The sequence below is a fragment of the Gottfriedia sp. NPDC058432 genome, from assembly GCF_042721555.1.
Classification (GTDB): domain Bacteria; phylum Bacillota; class Bacilli; order Bacillales; family Bacillaceae_G; genus Gottfriedia.
This window is the reverse complement of sequence record NZ_JBHXLC010000020.1, coordinates 24,106-40,955: the sequence shown is the minus strand read 5'-3', so window position 1 is coordinate 40,955 and position 16,850 is coordinate 24,106. Positions and strand designations below refer to the sequence as shown.

Annotated in this window: 20 protein-coding genes; 9 read left to right on the top strand and 11 right to left on the bottom strand. The window is 32.1% G+C overall.

Going from position 1 to position 16,850, the window contains the following annotated elements; translation table 11 throughout:
• Nucleotides 1-3: 3 nt before the first annotated feature.
• The 3 genes from ACFWM3_RS18030 to ACFWM3_RS18020 are packed head-to-tail and all read left to right on the top strand — an operon-like array spanning nucleotide 4 to nucleotide 1,809.
• The gene (locus ACFWM3_RS18030) at nucleotides 4-657 is read left to right on the top strand and encodes a 2-hydroxy-3-keto-5-methylthiopentenyl-1-phosphate phosphatase (RefSeq protein WP_390312328.1); all 654 of its coding nucleotides are present in this window, start codon (nucleotides 4-6) and stop codon (nucleotides 655-657) included.
• On the top strand, nucleotides 654-1,280 hold the full coding sequence (locus tag ACFWM3_RS18025) for a methylthioribulose 1-phosphate dehydratase (RefSeq protein WP_390312327.1): 627 nt from the start codon (nucleotides 654-656) through the stop codon (nucleotides 1,278-1,280). Before ACFWM3_RS18030 ends, ACFWM3_RS18025 begins: the two co-directional genes overlap by 4 nt.
• A 16-nt stretch (nucleotides 1,281-1,296) precedes the next feature.
• Nucleotides 1,297-1,809, top strand: a complete 513-nt coding sequence (locus tag ACFWM3_RS18020; protein ID WP_335474224.1) for a cupin domain-containing protein — start codon at nucleotides 1,297-1,299, stop codon at nucleotides 1,807-1,809.
• A gap of 49 nt (nucleotides 1,810-1,858) precedes the next feature.
• Here the strand turns inward: ACFWM3_RS18020 and ACFWM3_RS18015 are convergent, their stop codons facing one another.
• Nucleotides 1,859-2,557, bottom strand: coding sequence for a DUF421 domain-containing protein (locus ACFWM3_RS18015; protein ID WP_390312326.1), 699 nt, complete (start codon nucleotides 2,555-2,557; stop codon nucleotides 1,859-1,861).
• A 200-nt stretch (nucleotides 2,558-2,757) separates the two neighbouring features.
• On the opposite strand from ACFWM3_RS18015, the gene yjeM reads away from it, so the two are divergent.
• Together yjeM and ACFWM3_RS18005 are read left to right on the top strand one after the other, a co-directional pair.
• Nucleotides 2,758-4,257: a glutamate/gamma-aminobutyrate family transporter YjeM gene (gene yjeM, locus ACFWM3_RS18010; protein ID WP_390312325.1), complete on the top strand. Its 1,500-nt coding sequence runs from the start codon at nucleotides 2,758-2,760 to the stop codon at nucleotides 4,255-4,257.
• A gap of 80 nt (nucleotides 4,258-4,337) precedes the next feature.
• Nucleotides 4,338-4,478 (top strand): hypothetical protein, encoded by a 141-nt coding sequence (locus tag ACFWM3_RS18005; protein WP_156339654.1) that lies wholly within the window; start codon nucleotides 4,338-4,340, stop codon nucleotides 4,476-4,478.
• A 157-nt stretch (nucleotides 4,479-4,635) separates the two neighbouring features.
• Here ACFWM3_RS18005 and ACFWM3_RS18000 read toward each other — a convergent pair whose 3' ends face one another.
• The 4 genes from ACFWM3_RS18000 to ACFWM3_RS17985 all read right to left on the bottom strand — a co-directional run bounded on the left by ACFWM3_RS18000 (nucleotide 4,636) and on the right by ACFWM3_RS17985 (nucleotide 7,485).
• On the bottom strand, nucleotides 4,636-5,139 hold the full coding sequence (locus ACFWM3_RS18000) for a hypothetical protein (RefSeq protein WP_390312324.1): 504 nt from the start codon (nucleotides 5,137-5,139) through the stop codon (nucleotides 4,636-4,638).
• A 128-nt stretch (nucleotides 5,140-5,267) separates the two neighbouring features.
• Nucleotides 5,268-5,486: a hypothetical protein gene (locus ACFWM3_RS17995; RefSeq protein WP_390312323.1), complete on the bottom strand. Its 219-nt coding sequence runs from the start codon at nucleotides 5,484-5,486 to the stop codon at nucleotides 5,268-5,270.
• 159 nt (nucleotides 5,487-5,645) lie between these two features.
• Nucleotides 5,646-6,263, bottom strand: a complete 618-nt coding sequence (locus ACFWM3_RS17990) for a TetR/AcrR family transcriptional regulator (protein WP_056470134.1) — start codon at nucleotides 6,261-6,263, stop codon at nucleotides 5,646-5,648.
• Nucleotides 6,217-7,485: an MFS transporter gene (locus ACFWM3_RS17985; RefSeq protein WP_390312322.1), complete on the bottom strand. Its 1,269-nt coding sequence runs from the start codon at nucleotides 7,483-7,485 to the stop codon at nucleotides 6,217-6,219. The genes ACFWM3_RS17990 and ACFWM3_RS17985 overlap by 47 nt, the downstream gene beginning before the upstream one ends.
• Before the next feature lie 309 nt (nucleotides 7,486-7,794).
• Here ACFWM3_RS17985 and ACFWM3_RS17980 point away from each other — a divergent pair, with 309 nt between their 5' ends.
• Nucleotides 7,795-8,286: a hypothetical protein gene (locus ACFWM3_RS17980; RefSeq protein ID WP_056470137.1), complete on the top strand. Its 492-nt coding sequence runs from the start codon at nucleotides 7,795-7,797 to the stop codon at nucleotides 8,284-8,286.
• A 425-nt stretch (nucleotides 8,287-8,711) separates the two neighbouring features.
• Here ACFWM3_RS17980 and ACFWM3_RS17975 read toward each other — a convergent pair whose 3' ends face one another.
• Nucleotides 8,712-9,638, bottom strand: coding sequence for an alpha/beta hydrolase family protein (locus tag ACFWM3_RS17975; protein ID WP_390312321.1), 927 nt, complete (start codon nucleotides 9,636-9,638; stop codon nucleotides 8,712-8,714).
• A gap of 292 nt (nucleotides 9,639-9,930) precedes the next feature.
• Between ACFWM3_RS17975 and ACFWM3_RS17970 the strand changes: the two genes are divergently transcribed.
• Entirely contained in the window at nucleotides 9,931-10,128 is a 198-nt protein-coding gene (locus ACFWM3_RS17970) for a helix-turn-helix transcriptional regulator (protein ID WP_390312320.1), read from the top strand.
• Between the two features lie 4 nt (nucleotides 10,129-10,132).
• Nucleotides 10,133-10,504 (top strand): hypothetical protein, encoded by a 372-nt coding sequence (locus ACFWM3_RS17965; RefSeq protein WP_390312319.1) that lies wholly within the window; start codon nucleotides 10,133-10,135, stop codon nucleotides 10,502-10,504.
• 49 nt (nucleotides 10,505-10,553) lie between these two features.
• Here the strand turns inward: ACFWM3_RS17965 and ACFWM3_RS17960 are convergent, their stop codons facing one another.
• The 4 genes from ACFWM3_RS17960 to ACFWM3_RS17945 form a co-directional block, all read right to left on the bottom strand.
• The gene (locus ACFWM3_RS17960; RefSeq protein ID WP_390312318.1) at nucleotides 10,554-11,327 is read right to left on the bottom strand and encodes a hypothetical protein; all 774 of its coding nucleotides are present in this window, start codon (nucleotides 11,325-11,327) and stop codon (nucleotides 10,554-10,556) included.
• Between the two features lie 523 nt (nucleotides 11,328-11,850).
• Nucleotides 11,851-12,345 (bottom strand): hypothetical protein, encoded by a 495-nt coding sequence (locus ACFWM3_RS17955; protein WP_390312317.1) that lies wholly within the window; start codon nucleotides 12,343-12,345, stop codon nucleotides 11,851-11,853.
• Nucleotides 12,346-12,437: 92 nt separating this feature from the next.
• Nucleotides 12,438-13,928 (bottom strand): beta propeller repeat protein, encoded by a 1,491-nt coding sequence (locus tag ACFWM3_RS17950; protein WP_390312316.1) that lies wholly within the window; start codon nucleotides 13,926-13,928, stop codon nucleotides 12,438-12,440.
• Nucleotides 13,929-15,175: 1,247 nt separating this feature from the next.
• On the bottom strand, nucleotides 15,176-15,751 hold the full coding sequence (locus ACFWM3_RS17945; protein WP_390312315.1) for a hypothetical protein: 576 nt from the start codon (nucleotides 15,749-15,751) through the stop codon (nucleotides 15,176-15,178).
• On the opposite strand from ACFWM3_RS17945, the gene ACFWM3_RS17940 reads away from it, so the two are divergent.
• Nucleotides 15,746-16,090, top strand: a complete 345-nt coding sequence (locus ACFWM3_RS17940) for a M48 metallopeptidase family protein (RefSeq protein ID WP_390312314.1) — start codon at nucleotides 15,746-15,748, stop codon at nucleotides 16,088-16,090. The genes ACFWM3_RS17945 and ACFWM3_RS17940 overlap by 6 nt on opposite strands.
• 226 nt (nucleotides 16,091-16,316) lie before the next feature.
• Here ACFWM3_RS17940 and ACFWM3_RS17935 read toward each other — a convergent pair whose 3' ends face one another.
• Nucleotides 16,317-16,784, bottom strand: coding sequence for a hypothetical protein (locus ACFWM3_RS17935; RefSeq protein ID WP_390312313.1), 468 nt, complete (start codon nucleotides 16,782-16,784; stop codon nucleotides 16,317-16,319).
• Nucleotides 16,785-16,850 lie beyond the last annotated feature (66 nt).

Genomic DNA, 16,850 nt, shown 5'->3' with positions numbered 1-16,850 from the left:
ACAATGGCAATAAAGATTTTTTGTGATTTTGATGGAACAATTACTGAGGGAGACAATATCGTTAATTTAATTAAAGAATTTGCTCCTCCTTCAGTAAGTGAATTAACAAGTGAAGTATTAAATGGCAATCTATCGATTCGAGAAGGCGTAGAGAAAATGTTTGCTACGATTCCTTCAACGAAAAAACAAGAAATGACTGATTTTGTAATCGATCGTACTATCATTCGAGATGGTTTTAGCGATTTTATTCAATTTGTAAGCGTTCAACAATATGCGTTAAAAGTTGTAAGTGGCGGGCTAGATTTTTTTGTTCATCCTATATTAGCGGATTACCTTCAACCTTCGGATATTTTATGTAATCGTACTGACTTTACGGGCCAAACTGTAAAAATTCATTGGGATCATTCTTGTGATGAAAACTGTACGAATGATTGTGGAATGTGTAAACCATCTGTTAAAAGAAAATTTAGTGAATCAAATGATTTTATCATTGTCATTGGCGATTCAATTACTGACTTACAAATTGCAAAAGAAGCCAATTTAATTTATGCTCGAGATTTCTTAAAAGATAAATGTGAAGAACTATCTTTACCTTTCATTCCTTTTGAAAATTTCTATGATATTCGAGCTTCATTAGAGAAGGAGGTGCTAGTATGAAGGACTTTTTCAAACATTATGATGAAATCCGTGAAGTAAAAAAAGTACTAGCTGATCGAGATTGGTTTTTAGGAACTAGCGGGAATTTATCAATTAAAGTAAATGACGAACCTTTAAACTTTTTAGTGACAACTAGTGGTAAAGATAAAACTAAACATACTTATGACGATTTTTTACTCGTTAATGAATTTGACCAATCTGTTTGGGATGAATCAAAAAAACCATCAGCTGAAGCCATTTTACATCGGCTAATTTATCAACATACAAATGCAAAATGCGTACTTCATGTACACACTTTAGCAAATAACTTTATAACAAAGGATTTTCCATATCAAGATGAGTTATCTTTTTCTGGTATCGAAATTATTAAAGCATTAGGATTATGGGAAGAAGATGCAGAAATTACAATTCCAATCATAAAAAATCTTGCGCATATCCCTACTCTTGCAAATGAATTTCTTCCACATATAAAGAATGATCATGGTGCTGTATTAATTCATAATCATGGTATAACAGTTTGGGCCGAATCAGCATTTGAAGCTAAAAAGCATTTAGAAGCTTATGAGTTTCTATTCCAATATGCATTACAAGGTATTCAAAAAAATACATTTATAAAGAATTAATTTGGAGGAATGAAGAATGGCAACAATTTGGGTAGAAAAAAAAGATTATCATATTACAAGTGATGTTGAAGTAAAAGCTTATTTAGAAGAACAAGGTGTAATTTACGAAAATTGGAATATCGAACAATTACATAGTTCGTTACAAGAAAAATTTATTTTATCAGATGATGAAAAAGCAGCAATTCTTGAAACATTTAAAGCTGAAATCGACAGTATTTCATCAAGACGTGGCTATTTAGCGAGTGATATTATTACTCTTTCAGAAGCAACTCCAAATCTTGATGAATTACTTAAAAACTTCAATCGTGAGCATCATCATACGGATGACGAAGTTCGCTTCATCGTTAGCGGTCACGGTACGTTTATTATCGAGGGAAATGAAGGCTTTTTCCATGTTAATTTGAATCCTGGAGATTTAATTTCTGTACCACCAAATGTACGCCACTACTTCACTTTAGCAGAGGATCGTAAAGTAGTAGCTGTTCGATTATTTGTTACGACTGAAGGTTGGGTACCTATTTACGAATAATTTTTATAAAAACTAAATTGACTCATATCCTCTTTAGGATGTGAGTCAATTAATTTTCTTCTTCATTGAAATGATCTTCTCGGTAGTCGATATATAACGACCCATCTGTTTGTACTTCAACAAAAAACACATCTGAAATTGATGTTATGCCTACCCTTTCAAGTTGAGCTATTAACCATTTTTTATCCAAGTTTAAATTTGATAATGCATCTTCGTTTACTTCCCCATCAGATACCACTGCTGTTGACGTTGGAAATAACAAAGTTTTTTTCCATGTTTTATTTTTTTTCGTTTTAACATCTTTTGTTTTCATAATTGATAGACTGCCATCAATTTCAAATATAGCGTACTCTACATCTTTCAACGAATAAATATTCTCATTACGAAGCATTCCTTGAAATTGCTCTGTATCTAATCTAGCTTTTTTTAATGCATTTTCCATTATTTTTCCTTGTCTAATTAAAATAATTGGTTCCCCAAGAATCATCCGACGTAAAGATTTAGATTTTAAACTTAAATACCCCATGATGATCGTCAAAACTGCCCAGCCAACTAATCCAATGATCCCATCTTCAATATCTAATGTTTTAGATGTCGTTATAGATGCTGCTACATTCCCTATTGTAATGGCTGTTATAAATGTAAATACATCTAATTGACTAATTTCCTTTTTCCCCATTAATCTCGTTAAAATAAATAAAACAAAAAATGAGCATATGACCCTAAATACTACTTCATTAAAGCTCATTTATTTCATCCTTTCTCTTTCAAAAAACCATTTTAAGTATTTATTAATCAACTTAGCGTTTGAAAAATAGAACGAAACTATTCTTTATTATTTCTAAAAAATAAGTTTAAACCTAACTGTGTGTATGTCCTCATAAATTACCGATTATTGAAGAAAATATTACTATTCATTTATAATCGACTATTTATTGGGGTGAGATCTTGAGTAAAAAACTTTCACTTGTTGGCTTAATATTAATGGTATTTACCACTGTATATGGTTTTGGAAATATACCAACCGCTTTTTATTTAATGGGATATAGTGCAATTCCATGGTACTTACTCTCTGCTATAACGTTTTTTATTCCTTTTGCATTTATGATGGCTGAGTTCGGAGCTGCATATAAGCATTCAGAAGGTGGAATTTATACATGGATGGCTGATTCGGTTGGACCTAGATTCGCTTTTATAGGTACCTTTATGTGGTTCTCCTCTTATGTAATTTATATGGTAAGTGTCTCCTCAAAGGTTTGGATTCCACTATCAACGTTCATTTTTGGTAGTGACAAAACGCAATCACTTTCATTATTTGGACTTACTTCTACTCAATCTATCGGATTATTAGCATTACTTTGGATGTTAGTTGTGACATTTTTTGCTTCGAAAGGAATTGAAAGCATTAGTAAAGTTACAACAATTGGTGGTATTACAGTTTTCTCTTTAAATATAGTGCTGTTAATTACAAGTATCATTATTTTGGTATTAAATGGCGGCAAATTTGCTCAACCGATTAAAAGTTTCTCATCAGCATTTGCTCACTCACCAAATCCAAACTATCTTTCAACCCTTGCGATACTATCATTTGTTGTATTTGCGATTTTTGCATATGGTGGGCTAGAAGCAATCGGTAGTTTAGTTGATCAGACGGAGAACGCTGAACGGAACTTTCCAAAAGGGATTACCATTTCAGCAATTATTATTTCCGTAGGATATTCGTTAGGCATTTTTTTAGTAGGAATCTTTATAAACTGGTCAAATGATTTAAGTGCTAGCACTACGAATTTAGGGAACATAACATATGTACTTATGTACAATTTAGGATTAGAACTTGGAAAAGCTTTTACTTTATCATCACATACTGCCGATCAAATTGGTATTTGGTTTGCAAGAATTACTGGTTTATCAATGTTTCTTGCATATACCGGAGCATTTTTCACATTAATTTATGCACCGTTAAAAACAATCATTAAAGGCACACCAAAATACTTATGGCCGACAAAATTTTCTGACACAAATGAAAAAGGTATGCCTGTCAATGCAATGTGGGTACAATTTTCAATTGTTTCAATCATTATTGTCCTTACTTCCTTTGGTGGCCAAGGAGCATCAGCATTTTTTAATAAAATAACTTTAATGACAAATGTTTCAATGACTTTACCTTATATATTTTTAGGTATTGCGTATCCAATGTTTAAAAGAAATGAACAAATCGACAAGCCATTTCAAATTTTAAAATCAAATTCATCTTCTTTATTTGCGAGCATTCTCGTTATTTTGGTTGTTGGATTTGCAAACTTTTTTACGATTATTCAACCGGCTATTGAAGGTGATTTCAACTCAACAATCTGGATGATTGCAGGACCAATTTTCTTTTCAATTTTGGCTTTACTAATTCTTAACCGTTCAAGAAAACATACCCAAAAAGAGAAGAAAATTGCATAGCAATCTTCCCACTTATTGTTAATAACAATTCCGAAAGTAAGTAGGAAATATAGCACATACTAAATTTGGAGGTGATATTCATGGGTCACAATCAAAATCCACATGTAAAAAAGAAGAACAAAGATAAAGGGCAACCTACACCAGCTGCAGTTAATTCAGAAGGTTATTTTGCTCCAAGTAAATCAAATACTGAAGCTCTTAATGAAGTGAAAAATTCATAAAGACGATTGGCGAGCTGTTAGGAGAATTCAGAGGCATAGATGCATTTATACCTATACCTAAAAATGGCTCTACGTCGATTTTTCTTCCCTGTTTGCCAATTTATACTTTCTTAAATGTAAAAAAAATGACCGTCATTTTTTTGGCGGTCTCTTTTAATTATTTACTCATTGAATTAGCAGTTTTTACTAAATCTCGAATAGTGTATTGTTTACCAGTTTCCTCTGAAAAAAGAAGTGAAATTGAATGATAAAGCCCGTCTTTCTTCCAACGAATTGTTTTTGTATTATCATCATCAGCAACAATCAAAACTTTTGTTCCATCTTTTAATTTTGTTGTTTTTAAAGGTTGTTGTTCATCTGGGAAAGATGGTTTTTTATTATGATAAGTAATGACAAACATTGTGACCTCTACTTCTTCATTTGAGTAATTAAAGGAGGTAGCGTTAATAGCTCCATTTTTTTGTACATCCATTGTGACATCCTTTGCTCTAAACGGTATCCATTCTGGTACAACTAGTTCTTTTTGTACATCTTTAGGTAATTGATTAACTACTTGCTTTACAGTTTTAGGATATTCTTTTTTTAATGATTCAACTGCACCGTTGCCATGCGAACAAGCAGTTAACAGAAGAATTAAGAATAAAAAACTAAATTTTTTCAATCCACTTCCCCCTTCTTTTCCAAATCTATTGTTTCATTTTTCTACTTAATATCTCTTAATATCGTCATATTAGTCTTAAAATAAATAAAAACTGCCTGAAGTATACGAGGCAGCCTTAAAACCTATTTTTAAGGTTCAACAATTACGATTTTACCTTTTTGCACATATAGCAATATTTCTGCGTTATCTGTTTCATTGCGGTATGTATAACATGTAAGATCAAAAAACCCACCGTGTGAAACATCATGAACTGTATCAACTAATTTGTATTTATTACCTCTGAATTCAATTTTTCTTTCAATTGATGGCTGTTCGGTTAAAATTTGTTCCTTTGATCGAAAATTCATCTAATCACTCCTTTAGTCACGATTAGTATAGCCATTTTCTTAGTTTTCAATTTTATGCCCTGTTCTGAATCCAATTACATATCCGTCCAAGTCTTGTACTTTGAACTCCTTCCAAACTCCCCATTCATATTCGCTTAATTCAGGCTCGGAAACGATTATTCATTCTATATCAAGAGCAAATTTTAAAAATTGAACAAACAAAATCGATTGTTCTTCCATCATTATTTCTTCCGCTGAGAGTATTGCATAGTCTAGTGCAAGTCCATCAATAAATGAAACAATCATTCTTGCTAAAACTTCACTATCATACTTTTTACTAAATTCTTTGTTTTTTTGACCTTCTTTTATGACATCAGAAAAGATTTTAGTACCATAAAAGTATCGTTCTTGCCCATACCTTTTTCTTCGTTCATCATTTCTCCCAGTTATGAAAAACTCTAAAGTAACTGGTGCCAAAGGATCCATTCGATCATTTGGCACTCTGCTTTTACCGAACATTCTTAATAAAAGTAATTCCCAATATGAATCTACATTTTGATTCAATAATTCACTTGTCTCTTCAGACACTCTCAATAGTGACTCATATAAAAGTGATTCAAACACTTCTTCTTTATTAGCAAAATATTGATATAACCCACCTCTACTAACATTTGATGCGTCCATCACATGCTTCATAGTCGTTCTTTCATACCCATTTTCAATAAACACTTGTTTTGCAGCTTCTAATATTTTAGTTCGACGTTGCTGTTGGTGCTCCTTGCTGACTTTCGGAGACATCTTTCTTCCCCCGCTCTACTCTATTTTTCGTTAAGAATCCTATTAACGAGACAAATACTAAAAGTGATGCAGTTATAATAAATGTTGGAATGACACCTAATACTGTTGATAGCCATCCACCTAATAAAGGTCCGATAATAGTTGCTGTTGTAGTAACACTTCCTATTACGCCAAATACTCTACCAGTTAACTCAACAGGGGTATCGACTTGAACAGATGCTTGGAATGGAACAAATACTAAGCAAGCTGCAAATCCTGCAAACAAACCTAATAATGGTGCCCAAATAATTGAAAAATTGAGATTAAAATGTGTGAATAAAGCCATCATACCAAAACCAATTCCCATTCCACAAACCCCAATTAGCATTAAATTATAGGCACGATAATTTGTTTTTTTCGCTAAAATTAAACTAGAAAAAAACATTCCTACTCCAGATCCTGTTACTAAATAGCCGAATAAACCTGGCGACGCATGTTTAAGTTCCCTAATTAAAACTATAATTTGCGAATCAGATAACTGCAAGATTAAGAGACTAAAACCTAAAAATAGCATACCTACTAAAATCTGAGTATTTGATTTAATAAATGTAACGCCCTCCATAAATTCAGATTTATAGGAAGATTTAGCTTGATCTTTCACTTTTTCTTCTTTAATCTGCTGGGCAACTTTTGGAAGCATGAAAATTAAGATCGCAGAGATAATAAATGATACTGAATTAATATAAAATACTGGCGTTGTTCCAGCTGCCGATACGAGTATCCCACTCAAAATCGGTCCAAAAATTTTTGTAGCTGAGTCAATCATAGTTGTAATTGACATAGCGCTCTTTATTTCATCATTCGGAACTAGTTCTTTTAACTTACCATTTTTCGCAGGATTAAAAACAGCTGAAAACAATCCGATGATAAACAAACAAATATAGACCATCCACAAAGTATTTGCTAATGCCAGTAAAACAAATAAACCAGCACGGACAATGTCAGATAAAACCATTAATTGCTTTCTACTAAAACGATCTGCTATCGTTCCCGCAACAGGTCCTAATAACGCCATCGGAACAGCGAGACATAAAATAATAAATGATACTTCAATTGGTGAAGCATTCCATTTTAACCCTACAAGCGTAATGATTGCGACAATACTTAACCAATCACCAATATTTGAAATCGCTTGAGCAACCATTAATGTTAAGAAACCTTTATTATTCATTAGACCCTTCATCTTGCTTAGCCCCCTCGAAACCGACACGCATGTCGTTTTTATTTAATTATAACGACACTGATGTCGTTTTTCAATTACTTTTTCTGAAAATTTGCTATATTACTCGTTAAATTTTATTCAAAAATGGAATTAAAAGTATTATTTTTTTAGGTTGCCAATTTTCTTTAACCCATTTTCCGTATACCAAATGGGTCTGTTAAATAAATTTCTTTAGTAACGAAAATGCCAATTACTTTTTTTCCTACACATTTTTAATATATTCTTTAGTAAAATAAAGATAGATGTAGATAAGGAGACGTGTAAAGAAAAGTGAAAGTATATAAACCAAAGATTTTAACAATATTCATTTTTGCCATATTTGGTATACTATTTCTTTTTATACTTTTGATGGCAATAACAAGTACAAAGCATTTCTCAATTTCAAAAATTTTTGTAATCATTGGCTTCTTGGTATTTATCTTTTTACTTTTTTGGGATTCAATAAAATTTTGGAATTATCGTAAAAAAGGGATCGGGATATACTGGGACGAGGAAGGTGTAGTTGTAGACTTCGTTGGTAATAAAATATTTTGGGATGAAATTGAAAATATTGAATTTATTAAAACAAAATCTTCCAGAACTACCTTTGTTCGTGTTCATTATTCGAAAGAAGAGCAAGTTCGTTTAAGACATAAACTTCCCTTAAAAAATATTTTTTGGAGATATAGTGGGAGTATTGAATGGTTTGAAATTGAAAAACCAAAGGAAATGCATACTAATCTAGTAAATTATTGGGAAAAGAAAAAGTTTTATTTTAAATAAAGTCTTTGTTAAATTTAAAACTTGATTTTTGAGCTAAAGAAAAGGACCACAATTACGCTTAAATTCAATGTAAGTGATACCTTTTGAACTAACTGCTTTTTAACTCATCTCAAATTTCCACGATTCCGGTTTTTCAAATAATACACAAAAGGACCCTATAAAATAGACTTTTTAAGTGTCTATTCTATAGGGTCCTTTTTAGTAGAAGCGCTAGTCTTTTTAATTCAACTAATGTTTCTGTTATTAACTTGAACTACTTACCACTTAACACCCTTACAGGTTGTTTGAAGTGGGAGATTCTTGGGAACAAAGCATACTTACTAGTGATTCTTTACCAGCAGAGGTTACTTTTATTTACCAAGCTAACCCCGTAGTTCCTACGGTGTACGTCGCCATGAGGTGTAATCACACAAACTTGATTTGACTTATTTCGACAATATCCATTTTGCTATATCTTCTAAAACATTCCTATCCACGGATTGTGGAATATTATATTCATTCCAAATGTCTTTCAAAGTACCAAATACTGCTTTCATAAACATGTGGTTCAAACCTGGATAGAGCTTGAATGTGACATCGGGGTGGTCTTTTAACATTTCACGGTATCGATTGAAATCTTTTTCAACGGAAACCTGTACATCTTTATCACCCTGTACGACGAAAATCGCTTTTTTATTTTGCGATAGATAATCCTTTGTAGGATGTTGATTCATTTCTTTAAAATACCAAGCATAAACAGAACCGAACAAAATGGTCTGCTCCGCCATCTCAACCGTCATGTCGGATATGGCATCAAACTTGTTTTGCAGTTCTTTTACTTGCTTTAAATCGATCTCTTGTTGAGATGCCTCAAGCTGCTTTATGGAATCTTCATTTTGGTTTAGGATAACTTCTTCAAGTGTTCGAGGAGTGCCGGCTAAGATTATTAAGCCTGCCACATCTCCGCCTTCTGCATCGATTCTTGGAGCAAGCGTCCCGCCTAAACTATGTCCAATTATGAAAATGCGATTTGCATCCACACGGGGATCTTTTTTTAGCATTTCAACAGCCATAATAGCGTCCTCTAAGACCTCTTCTTTGACTGAAAGCTTACCGCCGAGTTCTTGAACCATCTGCTTACCAAAAGCGAATGTTCTCTTGTCATACAGAAGCGATGCAATCCCTTGATTTGCAAGTCCATCAGCAAGGTCTCGAAAAAACTTGTTTGCACCAATGGTTTCATCTTTATCTAAGGCACCTGAACCGTGTACAAATACAACTGCAGGGACTTTTTCAGTATGAGAATCTGGCAACGTCAATATCCCTTCCAACGGATAGTCGGCGTTTGCAACAACTTTAATTTGTTCTATCATTTTTAACCTCCTATACAAACTAAATACAGATTCGCTTAAAAATTAAATTTTCCTTGTTCAACTATACTGCCATTAATTGTATAAGGAACACAGGTTTTTTATGTATAAAGCATGCAGCACCAGTTTACATAATGGACCTTATCGGCAATGAAAAAAGAATCTTCAAATTTTTGAAGATCCTTTTTTCCATTTGTTCAATCAAATCTTTTTATATATTGTAAAATAAACTTGACTGTAAACAAAACTTTACGTAAAATAAACTTAACATTATATTGAAGGTTAGTGATAAACCGTGAAAAATAATATTAAAGATTTAAGAGAAACAAGAGGAATTTCTCAAGAAAAATTAGCAAATATGCTAGATGTTTCTAGGCAAACTATTATTTCTATTGAGAAAGGAAAATTTAACCCATCTTTGCAGTTAGCTTTTAAATTTTCTAAAGTTTTTAGTTTAAGTATCGAAGAAATATTTCAACCAGAGGAGGAATGAGAAAATGACATTAAATGTATCTAAAATAATTTCTTACTTATTTTCAGTTTTATTGATCAGTTTAGGAATAATTTTTATTTTTGTTTTAAAATCTCAATTCTTAATGTTTGGATTGTTATTACTAGCAACTGGTTTTCAAAGCATTTTATTAGAGAGATATATTCCAAAGGATACCATGAAAGATGAAAGACATAAATTTATTATCTATAAGAGTAGTACTTTTGCATATGTAATAGAAACACTCATTATTTTTACTTTAGCAATATTATATTCACTAAATAAAATATCTGATATAAAAACAATGCTAATTGTATTAATAATATTTAATACATTGCCCTTTATTATATCAACAATTTATAATGCTAAAAAACATTGAATAAAAAGAACTAAATCCTTTTTAGATTTAGTCTTTTCTTAATCATTTCTTATTGAGGCTTAACCCATGTAAGAGCTGGAAAAGGAGTAATGAAAGTCTTGTTTAAACGTAATATCACACCTTTACCTTCATTGTTTTCAATAAGGAGTGCAGTCAAACCACCGGCAGATATAGTAATAATTTCAGCTATAAGCGCAACTATAGCACCTGGTCCAGGAAGAATAGGAGCCAGTTTTACTGAGATTGCAGATAATGTTCCTCCCCCTATAGCGATATTTCTTAATGCTTTTGTATCAGAATCATTCAGATAAATATTCCATCCCCACCAATGTGAAACGACTTTAGTTACACCTTTAGTAGCTTTAGCTTGTTCCTCGAATACTGGGTCTGCTTCTAGTGCACTATTATAAAAAGATATAGTATTTTCTGTAGGTGTAAAAACTTGATAAGTTGGTGTTTCTTCATCCAATAATTCTTGATTAATGTCTGTATTCATTTGACTAAGTTCAGCTGAAACGCTTGCATATTCATCTATAGTTAATACTTGTTGTAGAGCTGTGTTATCTGTTATTTCAAATCGGAATCCATTAAGTTTAATGTATGGATCAGCTTTTTGAATAGTTTCTTCACTTAAATCTGAAACTGTTCCACCGATAGTGCGAGGGTCAGGTATCTCACTTGTTGTATAAGAACTAATTGAATTTGAAGTTTTAATTGGACTGGTCTCAGCAGCCTTAGTGGAAAGGGGCGATGCGAGGCTACCAGCTAATAGACCTGTAATAATTAATGGTTTTGTTACATTTTTTAATAATATTCTTTTCATAATAATTTCTCCTTTTCTAATAAATTTAATTGTTATTTATAGTTGCTACTGTTGACTAACAGCTTAAGTATCTTTTAATTCAAATTATTGGTCAATTGGGTTATTCATTCCCTCGATATGTAGCTGATTCGTATATTTTCGAGTTTTAAACGACAAAAAATAACATAGTTAATTAGGGAAAATTGGGTTAATTTTGTAAAAAAAGGAAATTTCGATTAAAAAAAGCCTACCATTATTGGTAGACTATAAAAAATGATGTAGTTTACATAAGTACGCTTATCGGCAATAAAAAAAGGACCTTCCAAGGAAGATTCTTTTTTTTGCTGCTTATATAACTATCGCAGTGATAGCTGAACATGAGCGTATTAAAAAGTCGATTTCTGCGATTGTTGGACATATAAGGCAAGGAAAATAGTAATAAAGAAACTAAGAATCAGAATTTTTGTAGTTTGTAAATCCTGGAATTGAACTTTCCAATTGATAACGGAAAAGAGTTTGTTTCGAAAAAATTTAGATGTCTAATCTAATTACTATTGGTATAAAATTTAAGATTCATTGGTGGCTTTCCCCAAAGTTTTGCACTTTTATAAGTAGCATCACTCGTAGAGCAACCTAAATTAACGCTTGAATACGCATCAGTACGACAAAAACCCCACCAAATATCTATAGCATAAGTTGTTAGAGTAGGGTCAACCCCTGAATCTTGTACATAATAAGTGTCGGTAGTATACCCACTATAATTTGTTATTAATTGTGGTGTAACAACCTGTGATCCAAATGGAACCCTAGCATCAATTGTGGATTTTTTCATTGCAACAATACCATCAGTTGGAAGTTTATTAGAAGCTGTATACCTTTTTACACCTGGTGTAATATATTGGCTTGCTGTATAAGCAGTTACATTTTGAGCAGGTTCCGTAAAGTAACCAGGAACTGAATCTGTACTGGCAGATGCCAACAATGGTGTTAAACCAAAAATTAAACTTATGATAAAAAGTATGTTCAATTTCTTTCTCATGTAATTTCCTCTCCCACTTAAAAGTACTTTTATTTAATTTTTCTTCCATCTGATTTTATTAAAAATATATACTTAAATTAATGATTTTACTTTCAATTCATGTTTTCCCAATAAAAGTCTGGTACAGTTGCAATAAATAAATTATTATGGGTAAAATCTAAATCTGTAATAATTCCTTTTTTAAATTTATATATACTTTTTGTTATCCACTCATTATTATCACCTCCTAAATTAATTAAATAAATTGTTCCATTTTCAGAGATTCCAAATAAATTGTTTCTCTTTTTAATTAATATACTTATTTGATCATTGATTTCAAGTTTGTGCCAACTGTAATCTTTTAAATTATGAATCCATATTGATTGCTCTGATTGAACAACTAAATAATCATCACCAATTAGCCGTAGATTTGAGGGAGCACCTAATTTATGAGGTAAATTTAAATGAATCCATTTATCATGGTTTTTGAGAATTACTTTCCAATCATTTGTTAAAAGTATTAAAGTACCCTTATCAGAAATTTGAAGTGAAATGATAGAGAGAGATTTAGGCACACTATTTTTCTTCCAATTTTCACCATCATCGTTTGTTGTGTATATATAATTGTCAGATAAAACAGCAATGTTATTGTTCTGTGAATAATCCATTTTCTCAATTTTTGTCTTTAATGTTAAAATTCTCTTCTTTTTATTTCCAGATGAGTTAAGTCGTAAAATCTCTGATTCAGTTGCAACATATAATTCGTTATTGGAATTAATCCATGCATTGAGTATATTTTGATTAAAGTCAAGTTTATCCCATGTTTTTCCGGAATTTCCACTTAATTCTACGAAAGGTTGCACTGCAAAATTAAACACTCTTGGCTTTCGATCTCCCCATTTAACCAAATTTTTATTATTAGTTGAAATCCCCTTAATAGCCCTTCCTTTTTCATTTAATAATAATTTAGGTGAACTGGAATTTAATGATATAGTATATAAACCTCCTCCGTGTGGCACTTTGTGCATTACGTCTGTAACTTCCGCATTTTTAGGGTCGAAGCTAATTCGTGTAAATAATTTATTTCTATCAGTACCCAAAATGGTTATACTTGGTTTCCCTTCGATAAGATCAAGAGTATACTGGTAACCTGTAGCCCAATCCAATCCTTTCTGGAGACCATATTTTTTTTTTGCTATATTTAGTAGGTATGGACTATCAAACTTAATATCCTCCAATTTTATCGTTCCATTATTATCCCCTACATGCTCACGGCTAAAGGATATTTTCCCTTGAGAAATTCCTATAGATAATAATTTTTGATTTGATGCACTAAATTCCATATTCCAATTATACCGTTTCCCAGTTTCTCCCTTTGAACCTTCCAAATTTTCGTCGACACTTGTTATCCTCGTTAAAGAAGCATTTTTATTCCATGTTTTTGCTCTATTTAAGCCAAGATATATAGCCTCCTTAAGTGTTAATTCTTTGTTATTACTCTCGTTATGCACGGTTTTTTTTTCACTATTTATCTCTATGTAAAAGAAGCTGAACACTATTAAAATGGTAACTAAAAAATAAATTAGAATTTTTCCACTTTTCATTTTTGATTAATCTCCATTCTGAATTTGTTAAAAACTGGTATTTAGTTTCATTATTTACAATGTTAATACTCCTGTCCATAAGTTAAATTGCTGAATTTTATCTTCTTTTGTAGAATATGGGGTAGCTTCAGTATTCCTCACTGTACCCCTCTTTAAAATAGAATTTTTTTCACTATCCTGAACACCAAACAAACGAAAATCACTTTTTTTCTAATGAATATCACATTCATTTCTAGTTTACATAAAAGTTCTTAACGGAAGTCAAAAAAAGGCCCACTCCTTGTGAATCAAGGGGTGGGCAATTCCGCTTTTTCTCACGATATACAGGTTTTTATACATCGTTGATCTAACAGGATTTTGGGATACTCATCTATCATAACTTATTCGTCAATTTTTGTATAAAATCCTGCATAATTTTTATTTGATAGTTTTATAGTTATTCTAATTTCAATATAGTGATTAGGAGACACTTCTATCAAAAGAACTTCTCCTTTCAATTAAACTATTCATAACTTGATTAACTTCAAAATTTAATCATTTACCTATTTCTAGCAACAAAAGCATCAAAGTCAGTTATAAACCAACTATAAAGATAAATAGCAGGGTCAACCCTGCTTCATTGTTTTAAGGAAAAGACTTCTCTATTTATTTTAAATAGAGCTTCTGAATGTTATATTGTATAACTAGTTTTCCCCCGCTCTTAATCAAAAAGTTTTTTGCCCCTTGACCGATTGACTAGACGCCCTTCCTTCCTGCCGGTAAGGTTCGGGTGCCCTACCGGTGAAGAAGCTTAGTCGGATTGCGCTGTTTTACGATTCGGAAGGCAAAAGGGAAAAATAACAATAAAAAGCAGCCGATTAATCGGCTGCTTCCTTATGGTCTTTTATTCTTTTATTCTTTTATTCTTTTATTCTTTTATTCTTTTATTCTTTTATTCTCTTGATCTTAAAGGTTTTCGGTTCGTTCGGTATGACGGCTTGCCATAAATGGAACAGGAACCTACAGAATGTAGGCGCACGTCCGTACAAGCCGTAGTTATCGATCCATTTAATATCTAAGTGACACGTACGGATTGACGGAAAGACGCCCTTCTCTTTCTGTACAGTCCGTAGTGCTGCCACCCAAAATATATCTATAAATCTCTTATCCCTTAAGGGATTGATTCTCTAAAAACGGTCGTCTTCATCATTTAAAACATCCAAGTAAATCCACTTTTTCGACAGCTAGGAATCATTAAAATGCCCCTCTTATTCGTAGGCTTTTATCCAATGAAAAATCTCTTCTGACACAAACACTTTGTTACCTCTCATTTCACCGTATAGATAAGAAAGAAATGCACTCCAAGCATACACTTCATTGTAGCTGTTATTCTTATTAATAAAAGCCAATATTTCCTTTAATTCTTTTACAAAATGATAATTTAAGTTTGAAGTTTTATATTTTTTTATGTATTCATTAATAAAATTCGTATTTTTTAATGTTAAATACATTAATAGAGCAGTTGCTTTTGAAGGTGTAACATCGAGAGAATAGGTAAGGGCCTTAATTTTTTCATTCAGCTCATAAGGCACTTTTAGCGTTATCCGATCACTATCAGAACCTAGACTCACTCTTTGTAAAGAATGCCTACCGAGATCACCGATTAGTAACGTAGAATTATACCAGTAATCTCTTTTGAAATTCTGAGATAATATTTCAATGACTAGTTTAGAAGATAATCCTTCTCTGCAAATGTTTTCACCAAGATCCTTAACCGTTTGATCCGTCAGATAAGCAATACGTGAAATACATTCTTTTAATGCTAATGGAATGGATTGATGCATTCAATTCAATTTGGAAATCAATTAATTCGATTCCGTATACACTTAAGACAAGTGGACGTCGCAAAACATTATCTATCTCGGTTGAAGCCACAAAAAGTTGTCATTAAAGAACAAGAACAACGCTGGGGTAGTTGTACACCTGCTGGAAACATCTTCTTAAATTGGCGTATCTTTTTAGCCCCCACTTCTATCATTGATTATGTACTCGCTCATGAATTAGTTCACTTAAAACATATGAACCATTCCAAAGAATACTGGGATACCTTACAGATGCTACTACCAGATTATGAACAACGAAAAGAATGGTTAAAAATCAACGATGGTACCCTAACCATATAAAAATGTCTGAAAATCACATTGGATTTTCAGACATTTTTTAATATTACTATTTAGTTAACATTCGCAAAGTATTCGACTAGTAAATAAACAAAACTAGAATTCTCATTGCTTTTCTAATGGAATTGGACTTTTTAAAGTTTCGATTTTGTTTAAGATCTCTTGATTTTTGGGTCACTAAACAACAATTCCATCTCTTCATAAATCAATTCTTCATCTTCCCAATTAGTTATGACTTTAGATTTTGAAAATATACGAGTATATTTGCGGTTGGTTGCTTCGATTGAGTGGAAAAAGAGAGCTCTAATGATTCTAGTCTTTTGATGATGGCTAACCGTTGATAAGATTCCAGTGGACCAAGCTCAAGTGTTAACCTTAATCGATCATCCTTCAATCGGTAGTACCAGAAAGTAAACGTACTATTATGCCACCACCATTTCTCACGTGTAACCCCATACATTTGTTCCAGTTCTCGAAATATCGCAATAAGAAATGAGGCGTTACGATTCTGAATATGATAATAATTCGCGTCGATACAATGTCTCTCAGTAAATTTTATAAATGCTTCCTCAGGAATTTTTGCAGTTACATTGGAAGCATAATGAGTTACTTTTTCATGTTGTTCTTCCGTTTCTGTCTGCATGGTTTCCATAGCTAATGCTATCTTCATATTGGGATCATGGTATAAACTCTCCATCCCCTCTACAATTTCTTGTTTATTCGCCCAATCTGAAATTTCGAACATTTGAGTATGTATTTTTGT